The organism is Streptomyces sp. NBC_01255 (assembly GCF_036226445.1).
In the GTDB taxonomy this organism is placed as follows: Bacteria; Actinomycetota; Actinomycetes; order Streptomycetales; family Streptomycetaceae; genus Streptomyces.
Genome location: NZ_CP108474.1, coordinates 4,692,157 through 4,711,047, shown reverse-complemented (window position 1 = coordinate 4,711,047; position 18,891 = coordinate 4,692,157). Strand labels below are relative to the sequence as shown.

General features: G+C 73.0%; 16 protein-coding genes. 5 read left to right on the top strand and 11 right to left on the bottom strand.

The genetic code is table 11. The features are described from left to right. Window positions 1–86: 86 nt before the first annotated feature. Both OG357_RS21185 and OG357_RS21180 read right to left on the bottom strand, forming a co-directional pair. Complete coding sequence (locus OG357_RS21185; protein WP_317596683.1) at window positions 87–545, bottom strand: ATP-binding protein; 459 nt, start codon at window positions 543–545, stop codon at window positions 87–89. Between the two features lie 14 nt (window positions 546–559). Further along, window positions 560–913 (bottom strand): STAS domain-containing protein, encoded by a 354-nt coding sequence (locus OG357_RS21180; protein WP_015034520.1) that lies wholly within the window; start codon window positions 911–913, stop codon window positions 560–562. Between the two features lie 80 nt (window positions 914–993). On the opposite strand from OG357_RS21180, the gene OG357_RS21175 reads away from it, so the two are divergent. Beyond that, window positions 994–3,459, top strand: coding sequence for a DEAD/DEAH box helicase (locus OG357_RS21175; protein ID WP_329622640.1), 2,466 nt, complete (start codon window positions 994–996; stop codon window positions 3,457–3,459). On the opposite strand, the gene OG357_RS21170 is transcribed toward OG357_RS21175, so the two are convergent. The 7 genes from OG357_RS21170 to ssd form a co-directional block, all read right to left on the bottom strand. Then, the gene (locus tag OG357_RS21170; protein ID WP_329622639.1) at window positions 3,413–3,733 is read right to left on the bottom strand and encodes an Rv3654c family TadE-like protein; all 321 of its coding nucleotides are present in this window, start codon (window positions 3,731–3,733) and stop codon (window positions 3,413–3,415) included. The two genes, OG357_RS21175 and OG357_RS21170, sit on opposite strands and share 47 nt — an antisense overlap. An 89-nt stretch (window positions 3,734–3,822) precedes the next feature. Continuing rightward, window positions 3,823–4,194 carry a TadE family type IV pilus minor pilin gene (locus OG357_RS21165; RefSeq protein WP_329622638.1) on the bottom strand — a complete coding sequence of 124 codons (372 nt, stop codon included), beginning with the start codon at window positions 4,192–4,194 and terminating at the stop codon, window positions 3,823–3,825. Further along, window positions 4,181–4,399: a DUF4244 domain-containing protein gene (locus OG357_RS21160; RefSeq protein WP_443066706.1), complete on the bottom strand. Its 219-nt coding sequence runs from the start codon at window positions 4,397–4,399 to the stop codon at window positions 4,181–4,183. Before OG357_RS21160 ends, OG357_RS21165 begins: the two co-directional genes overlap by 14 nt. Window positions 4,400–4,431: 32 nt before the next feature. Beyond that, window positions 4,432–5,217: a type II secretion system F family protein gene (locus OG357_RS21155; protein ID WP_329622637.1), complete on the bottom strand. Its 786-nt coding sequence runs from the start codon at window positions 5,215–5,217 to the stop codon at window positions 4,432–4,434. Next, window positions 5,214–6,107, bottom strand: coding sequence for a type II secretion system F family protein (locus tag OG357_RS21150; RefSeq protein WP_329622636.1), 894 nt, complete (start codon window positions 6,105–6,107; stop codon window positions 5,214–5,216). Before OG357_RS21150 ends, OG357_RS21155 begins: the two co-directional genes overlap by 4 nt. Further along, entirely contained in the window at window positions 6,101–7,294 is a 1,194-nt protein-coding gene (locus tag OG357_RS21145) for a TadA family conjugal transfer-associated ATPase (RefSeq protein ID WP_329622635.1), read from the bottom strand. Before OG357_RS21145 ends, OG357_RS21150 begins: the two co-directional genes overlap by 7 nt. Then, the gene (ssd, locus tag OG357_RS21140; RefSeq protein ID WP_329625648.1) at window positions 7,291–8,334 is read right to left on the bottom strand and encodes a septum site-determining protein Ssd; all 1,044 of its coding nucleotides are present in this window, start codon (window positions 8,332–8,334) and stop codon (window positions 7,291–7,293) included. The genes OG357_RS21145 and ssd overlap by 4 nt, the downstream gene beginning before the upstream one ends. Before the next feature lie 601 nt (window positions 8,335–8,935). On the opposite strand from ssd, the gene OG357_RS21135 reads away from it, so the two are divergent. Next, on the top strand, window positions 8,936–9,787 hold the full coding sequence (locus OG357_RS21135; RefSeq protein WP_317596693.1) for an HAD family hydrolase: 852 nt from the start codon (window positions 8,936–8,938) through the stop codon (window positions 9,785–9,787). A 394-nt stretch (window positions 9,788–10,181) separates the two neighbouring features. Here the strand turns inward: OG357_RS21135 and OG357_RS21130 are convergent, their stop codons facing one another. Next, window positions 10,182–11,054 carry an oxidoreductase gene (locus OG357_RS21130; RefSeq protein WP_317596695.1) on the bottom strand — a complete coding sequence of 291 codons (873 nt, stop codon included), beginning with the start codon at window positions 11,052–11,054 and terminating at the stop codon, window positions 10,182–10,184. Between the two features lie 102 nt (window positions 11,055–11,156). Here OG357_RS21130 and OG357_RS21125 point away from each other — a divergent pair, with 102 nt between their 5' ends. Continuing rightward, on the top strand, window positions 11,157–12,143 hold the full coding sequence (locus tag OG357_RS21125) for an ATP-binding protein (protein WP_329622634.1): 987 nt from the start codon (window positions 11,157–11,159) through the stop codon (window positions 12,141–12,143). A gap of 160 nt (window positions 12,144–12,303) precedes the next feature. On the opposite strand, the gene OG357_RS21120 is transcribed toward OG357_RS21125, so the two are convergent. Then, window positions 12,304–13,632 carry a hypothetical protein gene (locus OG357_RS21120; protein WP_329622633.1) on the bottom strand — a complete coding sequence of 443 codons (1,329 nt, stop codon included), beginning with the start codon at window positions 13,630–13,632 and terminating at the stop codon, window positions 12,304–12,306. Between the two features lie 310 nt (window positions 13,633–13,942). Between OG357_RS21120 and OG357_RS21115 the strand changes: the two genes are divergently transcribed. Beyond that, a complete protein-coding gene (locus OG357_RS21115) occupies window positions 13,943–16,525 on the top strand; it encodes a SulP family inorganic anion transporter (protein WP_329622632.1) in 2,583 nt (860 codons plus the stop codon). Between the two features lie 194 nt (window positions 16,526–16,719). Beyond that, the gene (gene acs, locus OG357_RS21110; RefSeq protein WP_329622631.1) at window positions 16,720–18,675 is read left to right on the top strand and encodes an acetate--CoA ligase; all 1,956 of its coding nucleotides are present in this window, start codon (window positions 16,720–16,722) and stop codon (window positions 18,673–18,675) included. The last annotated feature ends 216 nt before the right edge of the window (window positions 18,676–18,891 follow it).

The following is an 18,891-nucleotide window of genomic DNA, read 5'->3' as shown; positions in this document are numbered from 1 at the left end:
CCGCCGAGGAAACGAAAAGAGGAACGAGAAGAGGCCCTGCACGGGGCAGGGCCTCTTCTCGTCGCGCTTGTACCGGTCGAACGGTGTCAGGACAGGACGTCCGCCGTGCTGGTAGGCCAGCTCATGCGGATGGTGCCGCCGTCCTCGCCGGCGCTCACCTCGACGTCGTCGACGAGCCCGCGGATCACCGCGAGACCCATCTCGTCCTCGCCGTCGGCGTCGTCGAAGTCATCGGCCGGGGCCGAGGACCGCGCACCGGGCACACCGGCGGCATCCGCCGCCGCCACGCCCGCGCCCGGCACCTCGTCGCCGACCTCGATGGAGAACGTCTTCTCCTCTTCGGACAGCACGACCCTGATGGGGGTCGTGACGCCGTTGCTGCGATGCAGCCCGACCGCACGGGAACAGGCCTCACCGACGGCGAGACGCACCTCGTCGAGGACCGCCTCGTCCACTCCGGCCCTGCGGGCGACCGCGGCCGCCACCAGGCGAGCCGTACGGACGTGCTCGGGCTGAGCGCTGAATCGGAGTTCAACGGTGGCCATGCGATCCCCCTCGGTCAGTCGACCGCGTTGACGGCCTCGTCGACCGACGTGTGGATCGGGAACACCTTGGTGAGCCCTGTGATCCGGAAGATCTTCAGAATGCGCTCCTGGTTGCAGACCAGACGCAGCGAGCCCTCGTGCGCACGAACGCGCTTGAGCCCACCGACGAGCACACCCAGGCCGGTGGAGTCGAGGAAGTCCACGCCCTCCATGTCGACAACCAGGTGGTAGCTGCCGTCGTTCACCAACTCGACCAACTGCTCGCGCAGCTTGGGCGCGGTATACACATCAATCTCGCCACCGACCTCGACGACCGTACGGTCGCCACCAGCGCCGGACACATTGCGAGTCGACAGGGACAGGTCCACGGATCCTCCAGCACCTTGCTATCGGGCGATCGCCCCCTCGGGCCTCCCAGGCGGAGCCAGGGAACTGATCGCCAGCCGCAATGGCATTCAATCACTTACCGGCAGTCATGCACGACGCCTTGGAAGCATTGTCCGTCCTGGCAGTGACACACTCGGTGCCGATGGCCAAGAATCCACGCCCCCGCCGTCCAGCCGGGGACACGGGCAGTCGCCCCTCCCCCGGCATGGTCCTCGACCGGCTCTCCGCAGGCGAGAGTCGGGCCGCGCGCATCACTCATACGGAGCACATGCCCGCCCGGGAGGGCCGTCATGCCGTCTGGCCGCACCTCATCCGTCCCGAGGTGATCAGCGCGATCCAGGCGGCCGGAATCGAGCACCCCTGGGCGCACCAGGCGGAGGCCGCCGAGCGCGCCCTGAACGGCGATTCCGTGGTGATCGCCACAGGAACCGCCTCGGGCAAGTCGCTCGCCTACCTCGCCCCGGTCCTGACGACCCTCCTGGACGGCGCGGAGGCCCCCAACGGACGCGGGGCCACCGCCCTCTACCTCTCGCCCACCAAGGCCCTCGCCGCCGACCAGCGCCGCGCCGTACGGGAACTGGCCGGCCCGCTCGGCACCCGGATCCGCCCCGCCGTCTATGACGGCGACACGCCCGTCGAGGAGCGCGAGTGGGTCCGCCAGTACGCGAACTACGTGCTGACCAACCCCGACATGCTGCACCGGGGCATACTCCCCTCCCACCCCAGGTGGTCCTCCTTCCTGCGCGCCCTGCGCTACGTCGTGATCGACGAGTGCCACACCTACCGGGGCGTCTTCGGCTCGCACGTCGCCCAGGTGCTGCGCCGCCTGCGCCGGATCTGCGCCCGGTACGGCTCCGATCCCGTCTTCCTCCTCGCCTCGGCCACCTCCGCCGAACCGGCCCTGGCCGCCGGCCGCCTCACCGGACTGCCGGTCACCGAGATCTCCGACGACGCCTCCCCGCGCGGCGAACTGGTCTTCGCCCTGTGGGAGCCGCCGCTCACCGAGCTCCACGGCGAGCGCGGCGCGCCCGTGCGCCGCACCGCCACCGCCGAGACCGCCGACCTGCTGACCGACCTGACCCGACAGGGCGTCCGCTCGGTCGCCTTCGTCCGCTCCCGGCGCGGCGCCGAACTGATCGCGGTGATCGCCCAGGAACGGCTCGCCGAGACCGACCGCGCCCTGGCCCGGCGGGTCGCCGCCTACCGGGGCGGCTACCTGCCCGAGGAGCGCCGCGCCCTGGAACGGGCCCTGCACTCGGGCGAGCTCCTCGGCCTGGCCGCCACGACCGCCCTGGAGCTGGGCGTGGACGTCTCCGGCCTGGACGCCGTCGTGATCGCCGGCTACCCGGGCACCCGGGCCTCCCTGTGGCAGCAGGCGGGCCGCGCCGGCCGCTCGGGCGAGGGCGCCCTCGCGATCCTCGTCGCCCGGGACGACCCGCTGGACACCTTCCTGGTCCACCACCCGGAGGCGATCTTCGAACAGCCGGTCGAGTCGACCGTCCTCGACCCCGACAACCCCTACGTCCTCGCCCCCCATCTGTGCGCCGCCGCCGCGGAGCTCCCGCTGACCGACGCGGACCTGACGCTCTTCGGCCCGGCCGCGCCCGGCCTGATGCCCCAGCTGGAGGGCGCCGGACTGCTGCGCCGCCGCTCCACCGGCTGGTACTGGACCCGCCGCGAGCGGGCGGCCGACCTCACCGACATCCGGGGCGGCGGCGGCAGCCCCGTCCGGATCGTGGAGGCCGGCACCGGCCGCCTGCTCGGCACGGTCGACGAGGGCGCCTCCCACACCGCCGTCCACGAGGGCGCCGTCCACCTCCACCAGGGCCGCACCTATCTGGTGCGGGAGCTCGACCTGAAGGACTCCGTGGCCCTCGTGGAGGAGGCCGTCCCCCCGTACTCCACCACCGCCCGCGACACCACCTCCGTCTCCGTCCTCGAAACCGACACCGAGATCCCCTGGGGAGCCGGCCGCCTCTGCTTCGGCTCCGTCGAGGTCACCAACCAGGTCGTCTCCTTCCTGCGCCGCCGTCTGATCACCGGCGAGGTCCTCGGCGAGACCAAGCTCGACCTGCCGCCCCGCACCCTGCGCACCCGGGCCGTGTGGTGGACGGTCACCGAGGACCAGCTCGACGCCGCCCGGATCAGCCCGGAGATCCTCGGGGGCGCCCTGCACGCCGCCGAACACGCCTCCATCGGCATGCTGCCGCTCTTCGCCACCTGCGACCGCTGGGACATCGGCGGCGTCTCCGTACCCCTCCATCCCGACACGCTGCTGCCGACCGTCTTCGTGTACGACGGCCACCCGGGCGGCGCGGGCTTCGCCGAGCGCGCCTTCCACACGGCCAGGGCCTGGCTGACCGCCACCCGCGAGGCCATCGCCTCCTGCGAGTGCGAGGCGGGCTGCCCCTCCTGCGTCCAGTCCCCGAAGTGCGGCAACGGCAACGACCCGCTGCACAAGCGCGGCGCGGTCCGTCTCCTCACGGAACTGCTGAGGGAGGCCCCGGAGGCCCCGCCCGAGAGCTGACGTCCGGCCGGTACGGCCCGCGCACCACCGTGGCGGTCACCTCGGCGATGTCGCCGCGCACGGCGCACCGCAGCAGCTCGGCGCCCTGCGCGGCGGCCACCCGGGAAGCGACGGCACACGCCTCGGCCTCGCCCCACAGGGCCCGGTCGGCCGCCGCGAGGGCGGCCAGATCGGCGGCGCCGCCGGCCCGGTGCCGGGCCGCCACCGCCTGCCCGAGCGCGAGCACCGCCCCGAACACCACACACAACGCACAGGCCGCGAACGCCGCCCACACGGTCGCCGCCCCCCGATCACGCCGACCGGCCCATCCGACCCGACCGGCCCATCCGACCCGACCGGCCCGCCCGGCCTGGCGACCCGCCGTCACGGCGGGCTCCCGAACCCCAGGCCCTCGCCCATCGTGTCCTCCGCGAGGGCCGCCGCGCCCGCCCGCAAGGTCAGTCCCATGCCCCGGGGACCCGGGGCCGCCACCTCCACCGTCACCCGCCACAGCTCCCCCGACCGCGTCACCGACACCCGGGCGCCCTCGGGCGCGGCGGCCCGGGCGGCCCCCTCGGCGGCGGCGACCGGTTCGGAGCGGGCCGCCGCCCTGGCCCCCGCCCGCGCCGCGTCCACGCACCGGATCTGCGCGGCGGCCGCGGCCAGCGCCCAGAGCAGCGTCACCGTGAACAGCGCGAGGACGGGCAGGACCATCGCCGCCTCCACGGTCACGAACCCGCGGTCAGAACGGCGCATCGAGCGCCTTGCCGATCATCGACTCGAGCGCTCCCGAGACCGTCCCGCTCGTCACGATCTTGTAGAGCACCGCGGCGAAGGCCGCCGCGGCGATCGTGCCCACCGCGTACTCGGACGTCGTCATCCCCGCGTCGGACCGCGAGGCCCGCCGCCGAGCCCGCCACCACCCACGCACAGACGCCGCCTTGCCCGCCATGCTCGCCATCTCGATCTCCTTGTGTCGCCTTGCCGTTGCGTTCATCGGTCCATCAATCCCGTCGCCAGCCCGATCACCACGGGCGCCACCCCCACCGCCAGGAACGCGGGCAGGAAGCAGAGCCCCACGGGCGCGCTGATCAGCACCTGCGCCCGGCGCGCCCGCGCCGCGGCCGTCCGGGCCCGGGCGGCCCGCAGGCCCGCCGCGTGCCGGGCGACGGCCTCCGCCGCGGGAGCGCCCGAGGACCCGGCCCGCTCCATGCAGCGGGCCAGCCCCTCGGCGCCCGGTATCGCGCCGAACCTCCGCCACACCTCGGCCGGTTCACCGCCGAGCCGCAGTTCGGCCGCCGTGCGGATCAGCCGCTCGCCCAGCGGACCGCCGAGCGAGCGCCCCACGGCCTCCGCCGCCTCTCCCGGCCCCGCCCCCGCGGAGGCGCAGGACGCCAACAGATCGGCAGCGAGCGGAAGGTGACGCGCCGCCACCTCGCCGCCGTCGGACGACGCGGCCGGCGGCTTCCGGGCCCGCCGCCACCGCGCCCCGCAGGCCGCCAGGACCCCCGCGCACAGACCGCCGAACACACCGAGCAGCGCCCAGCCGACGAGCGACACCGCGAGCGGCACCGCCCACCGCTTCACCCGGGTCGACCACCCACCCCGGGCCCTCCGGGCCACCGGCTTCCCGGGCCGTGGCGCGGGCGTCGCCAGCAGGCTCCCCACCCGCCGCCGCATCCCCCGCGCCCGCCGCTCACGCACCACCGCGAGGACGGCCTGCTCACACAGCACCATCGCCAGGATCAGCAGCGCCACGATCTGACCGACCCCCCTCATGCCGGCTCCCCTCCCCGGACGATCCGCGCGGCCCACCACAGGCCGGCCGCCTCCAGCGCACCGCCCACCACCAGGCACCCCAGACCCGCCGGCGTGTGCAGGAGCACCCGCAGCGGATCGGCGCCCAGCGCCGCTCCGAGGGCGAGTCCGGCCGCCGGCAGCACCGCGAGGACCGTCACCGTCGCCCAGGCCCCGGCCAGTTCGGCCCGCAGCCGCTCCCGCTGCTCATGGTGGTCCCGCAGGGCCGCCTCCAGCCGGTCGAGCCCGGCCGCCAGGCCCGCACCACCGTCCACGGCCACCTGCCAGCAGGCCGCCAGGCCGGCGAGCCCGTCGGCGCCGTCCTGCCGGGCCGCCCGCCGCAGCGCCTCCGGCACGTCCCCGCCGAACCGGGCCGCCGCGAGCACCACCGCCTCCTCGTCGCCCAGCGCGCCCGTCTGCCGGGCCGCGAACGACAGCGCCTGCGCGGGCTGCCAACCGGCTCTCAGCTCCCCGGACACGGCCCCACAGAGGGCCACCACGCGATCGGCGCGCGCCTCCCGTTCCTTCCGCCGCTCGGCCGCCCGCAGCCGCCGGGCCACCAGAGGCACCGCGACCACGCCGGCGCCCAGCGGCAGCGGCGACCCGCCCAGCAGCGCGACCACCCCGGCCACCGGCAGGCACAGCCATGCCCGCCGCCCGCGCGCCACGGCCCACCACCGCACGGCCACCGCCCGCCACTCACGGCGCTCGTCCCGCTCTCCGGACTCGTCCGGCACGACGCCCGCGAGCACCGCCCGGGCCCGGGCCGTCCCGCGCCGCCACTCGACCAGCCGCCACAGGCCGAGCCCCGCGCAGAACAGCGCCGCCCCCTCCGCCACGGCCCGCACCGACACCAGCTCCGCGATCACCACGTCCCGCCTCCGATCAGCGACCGCAGCCGCTCCCAGCCCCGCTCCCGCTCGAACCCGGCCGCACCCCACAGCAGCGCGGGAACCGTCCGTACGAGCCCGTCCCGATCCCGCTCCAGGACGTGGATCTCGGCGATCCGCCGCCGCCCGTCCCGGTCCCGTACGAGGTGGAGCACCGCGGACAGACCAGCGCCCAACTGGCTGTGCAGGGCGGCCCTGTCGAGCCCGGCCGCGGTCCCGAGCGCCTCAAGACGGGCCGGTACGTCCGCCGCCGTGTTGGCATGGACCGTGCCGCACCCCCCTTCGTGGCCGGTGTTGAGGGCGGCGAGCAGGTCCACCGCCTCGCCGCCTCTGACCTCGCCGACCACCAGACGGTCGGGCCGCATCCGCAGCGCCTGGCGGACCAGGTCCCGCAGGGTCACGAGACCGGCGCCCTCCTGGTTCGCGGGCCGCGCTTCGAGCCGCACCACGTGCGGGTGGTCGGGTCGCAGCTCCGCCGAGTCCTCGGCGAGCACGATCCGCTCCCGCTCCCCCACGAGACCCAGCAGGGAGGCGAGCAGCGTGGTCTTCCCCGTCCCCGTGCCGCCGCTGACGAGGTACGACACACGGGCGTCGATGAGCGCCCGCAGGACGCGGGCCCCGCCCGGCGGCACGGTGCCCGCATCGGCCAGCTCGTCCAGGGTGTAGGCACGCGGGCGCACGACCCGCAGCGACAGGCAGGTCGAGCCGACCGCCACCGGGGGCAGCACCGCGTGCATGCGGGTGCCGTCGGGCAGCCGCGCGTCCACCCAGGGCCGGGCGTCGTCGAGCCGGCGTCCGGCCACGGCGGCGAGCCGCTGCGCGAGCCTGCGGACGGCTGTGGCGTCGGGGAAGGACACCGGGGCCCGCTCCAGGCCCGTACCCCGGTCCACCCACACCCGGTCGGGCGCCGAGACCAGGACGTCGGTGACCGCCGGATCGGCGAGCAGCGGCTCCAGCGGCCCCGTGCCGATCAGCTCGGACCTGAGCTCCTCGGCCGCGCCGAGCACCTCCGCGTCTCCGAGGAGCCGCCCTTGGGCCCGGAGCGCCGCCGCCACCCGCGCCGGAGTGGGCTCGGCGCCGCTCGCCGCGAGCCGCTGCCGCACGGCGTCGAGCAGCCCCGCACCGCCGCCCCCGATCCCGCCGCCACCCGCGACGACGGTCCCGGTCATGCCGCACCACCGGGGACGAGGGCGCGCTCCCAGAAGGCGTCGCAGAACCGGCCGAGCGCCCCACGGGGCTCCGCGCCCGGCGGCACGCCGGCGTCCTGGTCGGCGACGATCCCCGGGTCGTAGGGCAGTTCACCGGCGAGCGGCAGCCGCAGGGCGTCGGCGACCCAGCGCTCGTCGAGCCCCGCCGCGTACGGACCGCGGACCACGGCCCGGAGGTCGCGCACGACCATGCCGAGGACCGAGGCCACCCGGTGGGCAGCCGCGACGGCCCTCAGCTCCCCCGGGACGACGAGCAGTCCGAGGTCGAGCTGGGCCAGGGCCTCGGCGGCCGCCTCGTCGGTCCCGCGCGGCAGGTCGACCACGACGACCCCGCCGCGACGGCGCGCGGCGGCGAGCACGGACCGCACGGCCTCGGGCGGCACCGGCGCCGCGGGCTCCCTGCCCCAGCTGAGCACCCGCACACCGCGCACGGCGGGCAGCGACTCCTCCAGGGCGCCGCCGGCCAGCCGTCCCTTCGAGGCGGCGAAGTCGGGCCAGCGTCTGCCGTCCTCGCGCTCGCCGCCGAGCAAGACGTCGAGCCCCCCGCCCAGCGGGTCGCCGTCGACGAGCAGGGTGCGCCGGCCGGTCCGCGCGGCGGCCAGCGCGAGGCCGCAGGCCAGGGTGGAGGCGCCCGCGCCGCCCCGGCCACCGACGACGCCGACGGTCAGCGCCTGCCGCCCCACGCCCTCGGCCGCGTCGGCGATGCGGTCGACGAGGACGCTCTCGGCCTCCGGCAGCCGCAGCACGCACTCCGCGCCGACCTCGACGGCGAGCCGCCAGACCCCTGGATCGTCCTGCGAGCGGCCGACGAGGACGACCCCCGGACGACGCGCCGCCCCTCGGCAGCGGACCGCCGCGTCGTCACCGACCAGGACGAGCGGCGGGTCGGTCCAACTCGCCCGCCGCTCCGGCACCCGGTGGTGCACCTCGGGCTCGACTCCGGCCGCCGCGCACAGCCGGAGGAGGTCGTCGAGGAGCGCGAGGTCCTCGGTGACGATCAGCGGCCCCGCGCGGCGGGGCTCGTCGGCTGCCCCACCCGGGCCCGCGGCGACCGCGGAACTCCTCTCCCCGGCCCTCCCCGCAGCCCTCGCCGCAGTCGTCCCCCCAGTCCTCGCCGCGCCCCTGGCCCCGGAAGTCCTTGTTCCCTCCACCGCGCGCACCCCTCTCGTGATTCCTGCCGTCCGCGAACTTCGCGTCAGGAATCACCGTGGGGCCGCAACGGAAATCTCGGAGATCTCACCGAAAAACTGTGGATAACCGCGGCCCTGTGAATATCCGCGCCATCCCTCCGGGGGCTCCCCGGAACGCAACCTGCCGGTTACTCTGAGTGATGAATCGAGGGCTCGACGGCAGCTAGGCCGGATCGCGGCCCAGGCACATGGAGAGAGGGGCTGACGATGACACGGAGGGCCAAAACGGCTCCGGACATGCGACGACCCCCGCCGGGGGGGAGAGCGGGGGTCGTCTTTCCGGCCGACTCGGGGGGGGGAGGAGCCGGACCGGGTTAGCACGGTCGCGAACGATCCGTGACTTCCATGGTGTACCCGAGAGCCTTCTCAGGCAAACCCACGCGCCCCAGCGTACGCCGAATGGCGGGCACCTATGCTCAGGCTTGTGGAAAACCACTCCTTGCCGCGCACAGCCGCCTTCTTTGACCTGGACAAGACGGTCATTGCGAAGTCCTCGACGCTGACCTTCAGCAAGTCCTTCTACCGGGGCGGACTGATCAGCCGCCGCGCCGCCCTGCGGACGGCCTACATCCAGTTCGTGTTCCTGGTGGGGGGAGCCGATCACGACCAGATGGAGCGGATGCGTGAATATCTTTCTGCGCTCTGCAAAGGCTGGAACGTCGCCCAGGTCAAGGAGCTCGTCGCCGAGACCCTGCACGACCTGATCGACCCGATCATCTACGACGAGGCCGCCTCCCTCATCGAAGAACACCACGCCGCCGGCCGCGACGTCGTGATCGTCTCCACGTCCGGCGCCGAGGTCGTCGAGCCGATCGGCGAGATGCTCGGAGCCGACCGTGTCGTCGCCACCCGGATGGTGGTCGGCGAGGACGGCTGCTTCACCGGTGAGGTGGAGTACTACGCCTACGGACCGACGAAGGCCGAGGCCGTCCGGGAACTCGCGGAGTCGGAGGGCTACGACCTTTCCCGCTGCTACGCCTACAGCGATTCGGCGACCGACATCCCCATGCTGGAGGCCGTCGGCCACCCGTTCGCCGTCAACCCCGACCGGACACTGCGCCGCGAGGCCGTCGCCCGCGAATGGCCGGTGCTCTCCTTCGACAAGCCGGTACGCCTCAAGCAGCGACTGCCGGAATTCCGGATGCCGCCCCGCCCCGCGCTCGTCGCCGCCGCGGCCGTGGGCGCGGCAGCGGTGACGGCCGGACTCGTCTGGTACGCCTCCCGGCGCCGCCAGGCCGCGCTCACCCATCGCCTCGCCGGGTGACTTTGCCCGAATTTGAGCAATGAGCAAAGAAGCGGAGCCAGCACTTTCGCTTCCCCGTCGACAGGAGTAGAAAGGAATCAGGCCCGCGAGACCGAGGACATCCGAGAGGATCACCTGTTGAGCATGAAGGCCCCACGGACCTAGCACAGAAACCGAGCACCCACGCGACGTCGACCCGTCGATTACGGGCCAGCCGCACCAGGCCAAGGGCAAAGTTCCCGGCCTGATGGGCACTTATCGAGGACGCATGGTAACTGGGTAGACGTGCCAGCGGCGGTACCAGACCTGGTGCCGCCGCAACCCGTTTCCGGCCCGGCTCTGGATCGCAACTGGAGCCGGTGCCGGGGTGGATCGCGACCGGCGTCAGCTTCGCTGGCGCCGGAAGCGGACCACCTCAGGCCGCGCCGCGCTGGAGCGCCTCACAGACGGCCGTCGACTCCCGGACACCCAGCTCGACCGAGCGCCCGCAGTGCGCGATCCAGGCACCCACACCCTCCGGGGTGCCCGACAGATACCCCTCGAACGCGGCGAGGTACGCCGCCCGCCCCTGCTCGGCGTGGCCGACTTCCGCCGGGCAGATCGCCTTGGGGTCGAGGCCACTGCCCACCAGCACGATCCGCTCCGCCGCCCGCGCGACCAGACCGTTGTACGAGGTGAACGGTCGCAGCGCGAGAAGTTCGCCGTGCACGACCGCGGCCGTCACGAGCGCCGGGGCCTCACCGCCCGCGACGATCAGCTCCGCGAGCCCGTCGAGGCGGCCGGCCACCTCGGACGGCATCGGCAGCGGGGCCTCGATCAGCGGCTCGTCGACGGCCTCGCCGTCCAGCCGGGGCCGCCCGACCGAGTCGGCCGAGCCGTCGGAACCGCCCGAGCCGACCGCGAAACCCGTGTCGCCCGAGATCCCCGCGTCGCCCGCGGCGACCAGGTGGAGCCTGGCGAGTACCCGCATCGGCGACTGGCGCCAGATGGAGAGGAGCTGCCCGGCCTCCGCACCCAGGCGCAGGGCGGCGCCGACCGTGCGGGCCTCGGCGTCGGCACTGAAGTCGGTCCGCCGGCGGACCTCTTCGAGGGCCCAGTCGGCACCGGAGAGGGCGGCCGAACCGCGCGCCCCGCGCAGCGCCGCCTCGGAGGAGATCTCGTTGCTGCGGCGCCGCATCACACGGTGGCCGTAGACCCGGTCGACGGCCTTGCGTACGGAGTCCACCGCGTCGGCGACGCCCGGCAGGGAACCGAGGGCGGCCAAGGGGTCAGAGGCGTGCGTACTCATAAGTAGGGAGGCTACGCGCCCTGGCGGCCCGCCCCACGATGGAGTGGTCTTCTTCACGCACCTTGACCACACCACGCATTCATGCCACTACGCTAGGTGAACATGAAGATCGCTTTCGTGGGGAAGGGCGGCAGCGGCAAGACCACGCTGTCCTCGCTCTTCATCCGCCACCTCGCCGCCACCGAGTCCCCGGTCGTCGCCGTCGACGCCGACATCAACCAGCACCTGGGCGCCGCGCTCGGACTGCCCGAGTCCGAGGCCGCCGCGATGCCCGCGATGGGCGCGCATCTGCCGCTCATCAAGGAGTACCTGCGGGGCTCGAACCCGCGGATCGTCTCCGCCGACACGATGATCAAGACGACGCCGCCCGGGGAGGGTTCGCGGCTGCTGCGCGTCCGCGAGGACAACCCGGTCTACGGGGCCTGCGCGCGCACGGTCGCGCTCGACGACGGCGACGTCCGGCTGATGGCGACCGGCCCCTTCACGGAGTCGGACCTCGGGGTGTCCTGCTACCACTCGAAGGTCGGCGCGGTGGAGCTCTGCCTCAACCACCTGGTGGACGGGGCCGACGAGTACGTGGTCGTCGACATGACGGCGGGCTCGGACTCCTTCGCGTCGGGCCTCTTCACCCGCTTCGACATGACCTTCCTGGTGGCCGAGCCGACCCGCAAGGGCGTCTCGGTCTACCGCCAGTACAAGGAGTACGCGCGGGACTTCGGCGTCGCGCTCAAGGTCGTCGGGAACAAGGTGCAGGGCCATGACGACCTCGACTTCCTGCGCGCGGAGGTCGGCGACGACCTGCTGGTGACGGTGGGCCACTCGGACTGGGTCCGCGCGATGGAGAAGGGCCGCCCGCCCCGCTTCGAGCTCCTGGAGGCGGAGAACCGCATGTCGCTCCAGGCCCTTCAGGACGCGGCCGACGACTCGTACGCCCACCGCGACTGGGACCGCTACACGCGCCAGATGGTTCACTTCCACCTGCGCAACGCGGAAAGCTGGGGCAACGCCAAAACCGGGGCCGACCTGGCGGCGCAGGTCGACCCCGAGTTCGTCCTCGGCGAGCGCGTGGCCGTATCGCAGCTCGGCTGACGACGCCCCGGACCGGACGCCGCCGGACGGAGTCCGGCGCAGCGACCCGAAGCCCGTGAGGCGCCCCCGGTGCCGAGCGAAGCGAGGGGCGCAAAGACAAAGGGGCCCGGGGCCGACCTGTTGGCGCAGGTCGACCCCGGGTTTGTGTTGCGTGAAGGGCTCAGTGCCGTTCAGCCTGCTTGACGCCGGTCGCCGGGGCGCCCGCCGGGGCGGGCGGCTGGGCGGGCGGCTGGGCGGCCAGGAAGGTCTGCCAGCCGGTCGCCGGGGCCTCCCCGACCTTCAGGGTGCGCATCTTGGCGACGACGTCGGGGTCCTGGGCGTCGAGCCAGTCGGCCAGCTGGCGGAAGGACACGCACTTGACGTCCTTCTGTACGCAGACCGTCGCGATGGTCTCCTCGATGGCGCGCATGTACGTGCCGCCGTTCCAGGACTCGAAGTGGTTGCCGATGATCAGCGGCGCGCGGTTGCCCTTGTAGGAGCGCTCGAAGGCCTGCACCAGACCGTCCCGCATCTGGTCGCCCCAGTACCCGTGCTGGGACGGGTCGCCCTGGGTCGTGCCCGGGGACTGGTTGACCAGGAAGTTGTAGTCCATGGAGAGCGTCTGGAAGGCGCGGCCGGGGACCGGCACCAGCTGCATCGACAGGTCCCACAGACCCAGGTCCTTCTTGGGCCAGATCTGGTCGTTGACGCCGCTCGTGTCGTAACGGAAGCCCATCTCGCTCGCCGCCTGGAGGAAGTTCTGCCGTCCCTCCAGGCAGGGGGTGCGGGCGCCGACGAGCTCCTTGTCGTAGTCGAAGGGCAGCGGCTGCTCCGCGCCCAGGCCGGCGTTCGTCTTCCAGTTCTTGACGAAGGACTTGGCCTGGTTGATCTCGCTCTTCCACTCCTCGGGCGACCACTTGCCGACGCTGGTGTCCGTCCCGCAGAAGTGCCCGTTGAAGTGGGTGCCGATCTCGTTGCCCTCCTGCCACGCCGCACGCAGTTCGCGGACGGTGGCACGGATCCCCTCGACGTCGTTGAAGCCGATGTCGGAGCGGCCCGCGCTGTGCCGCGGCGGGTCGTAGAGCTTCCGCTTCTCCTCGGGCAGCAGGTACACGCCGCTCAGGAAGTACGTCATGGTCGCGTCGTACTTCCTGCCGACCGAGCGGAAGTGCGAGAACAGCTTCTGGCTGTCCTCGCCCGCGCCGTCCCACGAGAAGACCACGAACTGCGGCGGCGTCTCCCCCGGCTTGAGCTTCTGCCAGACGGGCTGGTGGGGCTGGGCGCCGGTGAAGGCCGTGGAGCCGTCACCGATCAGGCGGACCGCGTTCGGCGGAGCCGCGGCCGGGCCCTTCTTGGCACCCGCGCCACCCGGCGTGCCCTTCGTGGCAGCGCCGTCGGAGCCCGAGCAGCCGGCGAGACCGGTGATCAGGGCGACGGCGAGGGCACCGGCGGCGAGCGCCTTCCTGTGGACTGCCTTGTGGATTGCGGTCCTTCTCCCGGCGGCTGGCATCCGCCCACCTCTCCTCAGAGCACACGTTCCGTACGAGCGGCGTCAACGTCGCATCACACCCGCCGGGGAGATGAAACGACAAGCGGCATTCCGCTCGTCTATCACCGGAACCGGTGAATCATTGCCCTGTTTGCCCCGAAAATAATGCCGGAGACTTTACTCTCCATTACGATCCATTTACCGAGCGTTGATCCTCCCCATCCCGGGGGTCCCGCCGGAATCCCGCCGCTGCACGCCGTGACCCACGGCCGCGACCCCCACGTTCGTCCCGCACGAGCCGCGACCGCGCTGCCCCGGAGGAGACGGGAACATGACCCTCTGCCCCCCTGCCCGCAAGACCACGCGCAAGACCACCCGCCGCAAAACCACCCGGCCCCACGTCCAGCGGCCCCACAGCCCGCCGGACGGCCCGCGCCGCTTCCGCATCGCCGGCGCGGACCTGTCCGCCTCGGTCGCCGTCTTCCTGATCGCCCTGCCGCTCTCGCTCGGCATCGCGCTCGCCACCGGAGCACCGCTCCAGTCCGGCCTGGTCGCCGCCGCCGTCGGCGGCATCGTCGCCGGCCGGTTCGGCGGCTCCCCCCTCCAGGTGAGCGGGCCCGCCGCCGGCCTCACCGTGGTGACCGCCGAGCTCATCCAGCGGTACGGCTGGCGCACCACCTGCGCCATCACCGTCCTCGCCGGACTCGCCCAACTCGGCCTGTCCGTCCTGCGCGTGGCCCGCTCCGCCCTCGCCGTCTCGCCCGCGATCGTGCACGGCATGCTGGCCGGCATCGGCGTCACGATCGCCCTCGCCCAGCTCCACATCGTGCTCGGCGGCACCCCCCAGAGCTCCGCCGTGGACAACGTCCTCGGCCTGCCCGCCCAGTTGGCGCACATCCACCCGTCCGCGCTCGCCATCAGCGCTCTCACCGTGACCCTGCTGCTGTCCTGGCCGAAGCTTCCGGGGCGGGCCGGCCGGCTCGTACGGAAGGTGCCCGCCGCGCTCGTCGCGGTGGCCGGGGCGACGGCGGTGGCCGTCGTCGCCGGGCTCTCCGTGCCGCGCGTCGACCTGCCCTCCTGGAGCAGCCACGCACTGCCCGGCCTGCCCGAGGGGCCGGTCCTCGGCATCGCCGCCGGGGTGCTCACGATCACCCTGGTCACGAGCGTGCAGTCGCTGCTCTCCGCCGTCGCGGTCGACAAGCTGGTCGCCGCCCGCCCAGACCTCGGCCGGAACATCCCCCGCTCCCACCTCGACCGCGAACTCGCCGGACAGGGCGCGGCCAACGTGGTCTCCGGGGCGCTCGGCGGACTGCCGGTCGCCGGGGTCGCGGTCCGCAGCGTCGCCAACGTCTCGGCGGGCGCGGTGAGCCGCGCCTCCACCATGCTCCACGGTCTGTGGATCGTGCTGGCGGCCCTGCTGTTCGTCCCCGCGCTCGACCTGATCCCGCTGGCCGCGCTCGCCGCGCTCGTCATGGTGGTCGGCATCCAGATGGTCAGCATCACCCACATCCGTACGGTCACGCGCCACCGCGAAGTCGTCGTCTACGCCGTGACGCTGGCCGGTGTCGTCCTCGTCGGCATCCTGGAGGGCGTCGCCCTCGGCATCGCCGTCGCCATCGCCGTCGCACTGCACCGGCTGGCCCACACGCGGATCAGCCGCGAGGAGCGGGACGGACACCAGCTGCTGCACGTACGGGGCCAGCTGACCTTCCTCGCCGTCCCCCGGCTGAGCCGGGCCCTGCACCAACTGCCCCAGGGGTCCCACGTCGTGGTCGAGCTCGACGGGTCCTTCATGGACCACGCGGCCTACGAGACGCTGAGCGAGTGGAGATCCGGGTACCTCGCCCGCGGCGGCACGGTCGAGACGACCGGTCCGTCCGGCGCCCGGATCGCCGAACCCGCCCCCGGTACGGCCTCCGATACGGCCTCCGGCCCCGCCTCGCCCGCCTGCTCCCGCCCCTGGACCCCGTGGCACAACCACCAGTGCGGGGAACGGCCCGCGCCGGCCGAGGGGCTCGCCGAGACCACCGACGGGCCGGACGCGGCCGCCGAGCCCGCCGAGACCCGGCGGACGTCGGGGCTGCACCTGGCCAGTGGCATCGGCAAGTTCCAGCGGAACACCGCCCCGCTCGTACGGGACGAGCTGGCCCGCCTCGCCCGCGAGGGTCAGCGCCCCTCCCAGCTCTTCCTGACCTGCGCGGACTCCCGCCTGGTCACGAGCATGATCACCTCCAGCGGCCCGGGTGACCTCTTCACCGTGCGCAACGTCGGCAACCTCGTCCCCCTCCCCGGCAAGGAGAGCGGGGACGACTCGGTGGCCGCGGCGATCGAGTACGCGGTGGACGTGCTCCGGGTCGAGTCGATCACCGTGTGCGGCCACTCCGGCTGCGGCGCTATGCAGGCCCTGCTGGGCAGCGGCCCGGACGATCCGGCGACACCGCCGACCCCGCTGCGGCGCTGGCTGCGGCACGGCCGGCCGAGCCTGGAGCGGATGGACAGCCGTCGGCACGCCTGGGCCCGTATCTCCGGACGGCTGCCTGCCGACGCGGTCGAGCAGCTCTGCCTGACCAACGTGGTGCAGCAGCTGGAGCACCTCAGGGCGTACGAGTCGGTGGCGCGCCGACTGGCCGACGGCAGCCTGACGCTGCACGGCATGTACTTCCACGTGGGCGAGGCGCAGGCGTACCTGCTCGCCGGCACGGACGAGGTGCACAGCTACGACGACGTCTTCACCCAGGTCATGCCGACGGACCACGCGGAGACGACCCACGGGGAGCAAGCGGCCCACGGAGAGCAAACGGCCTACAGGGAGCAAACGGGCCACACGGAGGAGGGCCACGCAAAGGCCGTCCACCTGCGAGACCGCCCGCGTGTCCTGAAACCTTCGGCCCGATCCCGCCCCCGCGCGTCCTGAACCATCGGCTCCTGCCGTCCGTGAGACTGTGTGGCCCCTTCTCCCACCCGCTCGGGAAGAAGGGGCCACCGCACGTCATCCACCTCACAGGTCTAAACCAATTTCCTGGATGCTCTTGTCACCCGGGCATCTGACTGGTGAGGTATGACGCGGGACACATACGCACAGAGGACGCCCTGGGAAAGGGAGATGTCGTGAGCAACGAATCCTTGGCCAACCTGCTCAAGGAAGAGCGGCGGTTCGCGCCGCCTGCCGAGCTGGCCGCGGACGCCAATGTGACGGCGGAGGCGTACGAGCAGGCCAAGGCGGACAGGCTGGGCTTCTGGGCCGAGCAGGCCAAACGCCTGACCTGGGCCACCGAGCCGACCGAGACGCTCGACTGGTCGAACCCGCCGTTCGCCAAGTGGTTCGCGGACGGCGAGCTGAACGTGGCGTACAACTGCGTCGACCGCCATGTCGAGGCCGGTCACGGCGACCGGGTCGCCATCCACTTCGAGGGCGAGCCGGGCGACAGCCGCGCCATCACGTACGCCGAGCTCAAGGACGAGGTCTCGCGGGCCGCCAACGCCCTGACCGAGCTGGGCGTGCGCAAGGGCGACCGGGTCGCGGTCTACCTGCCGATGATCCCCGAGGCGGCCATCACGATGCTGGCCTGCGCCCGCGTCGGCGCCGCCCACTCGGTGGTCTTCGGCGGCTTCTCGGCCGACGCCGTGGCCTCCCGCATCCAGGACGCCGACGCCAAGCTGGTCGTCACCGCCGACGGCGGCTACCGCCGCGGCAAGCCGAGCGCCCTGAAGCCGGCCATCGACGAGGCCGTCGCCAAGTGCCCGCAGGTCGAGCACGTCCTCGTGGTCCGCCGCACGGGCCAGGACACCGCCTTCACCGAGGGCCGCGACGTGTGGTGGGACGACATCGTCGCCCGCCAGTCCGCCGAGCACACCCCGGAGGCCTTCGAGGCGGAGCACCCGCTCTTCATCCTCTACACCTCCGGCACCACGGGTAAGCCGAAGGGCATCCTGCACACCTCCGGCGGCTACCTCACCCAGGCCGCGTACACGCACCACGCCGTCTTCGACCTGAAGCCGGAGACGGACGTCTACTGGTGCACCGCCGACATCGGCTGGGTCACCGGGCACTCGTACATCGTCTACGGCCCGCTGGCCAACGGCGCGACGCAGGTCATGTACGAGGGCACGCCGGACACCCCGCACCAGGGCCGGTTCTGGGAGATCGTGCAGAAGTACGGCGTCACGATCCTCTACACGGCGCCCACCGCGATCCGCACGTTCATGAAGTGGGGCGACGACATCCCCGCGAAGTTCGACCTGTCCAGCCTCCGCGTGCTGGGCTCGGTCGGCGAGCCGATCAACCCCGAGGCCTGGGTCTGGTACCGCGAGCACATCGGCGCGAACAAGACCCCGATCGTGGACACCTGGTGGCAGACCGAGACCGGCGCGATGATGATCTCGCCGCTGCCGGGCGTCACCGAGACCAAGCCGGGCTCCGCCCAGCGCGCGCTGCCCGGCATCTCCGCGACCGTCGTCGACGACGAGGCGAACGAGGTGCCGAACGGCGGCGGGGGCTACCTGGTCCTCACCGAGCCGTGGCCGTCGATGCTCCGCACGATCTGGGGCGACGACCAGCGCTACATCGACACGTACTGGTCCCGCTTCGAGGGCAAGTACTTCGCCGGTGACGGCGCCAAGAAGGACGAGGACGGCGACATCTGGCTGCTCGGCCGGGTCGACGACGTCATGCTCGTCTCGGGCCACAACATCTCGACCACCGAGGTCGAGTCGGCCCTCGTCTCCCACCCGGCCGTGGCCGAGGCGGCCGTCGTCGGCGCCGCCGACGAGACCACCGGTCAGGCGATCGTCGCCTTCGTCATCCTGCGCGGTACGGCCAGCGAGGACGAGAACCTGGTGGCCGAGCTCCGCAACCACGTCGGCGCGACCCTCGGCCCGATCGCCAAGCCGAAGCGGGTCCTGCCCGTCGCGGAGCTGCCGAAGACCCGCTCGGGCAAGATCATGCGCCGTCTGCTGCGCGACGTGGCGGAGAACAGGGAGCTGGGCGACGTCACGACGCTCACCGACTCCTCGGTCATGTCGCTCATCCAGACCCAGCTGCCGACGACGTCCAGCGAGGACTGAGCCGAAGCAGTCGTACGCCACGAAAAGCCCGCCCCGATCCGTTCGGGGCGGGCTTTTCGCATGTCGGACTCCGAGGGGACGAAAGCCGCGGATATCCATAAAGTGAATCCCGCCGGACACAACCCTCGCTCGTTAGGTAAGGTAAGGATCGCGTCAGGAACGCGACAGAAATACCTAGGTGCGCCGGGAAGTCTGGTCGGCATGTGCTTCGCCCTG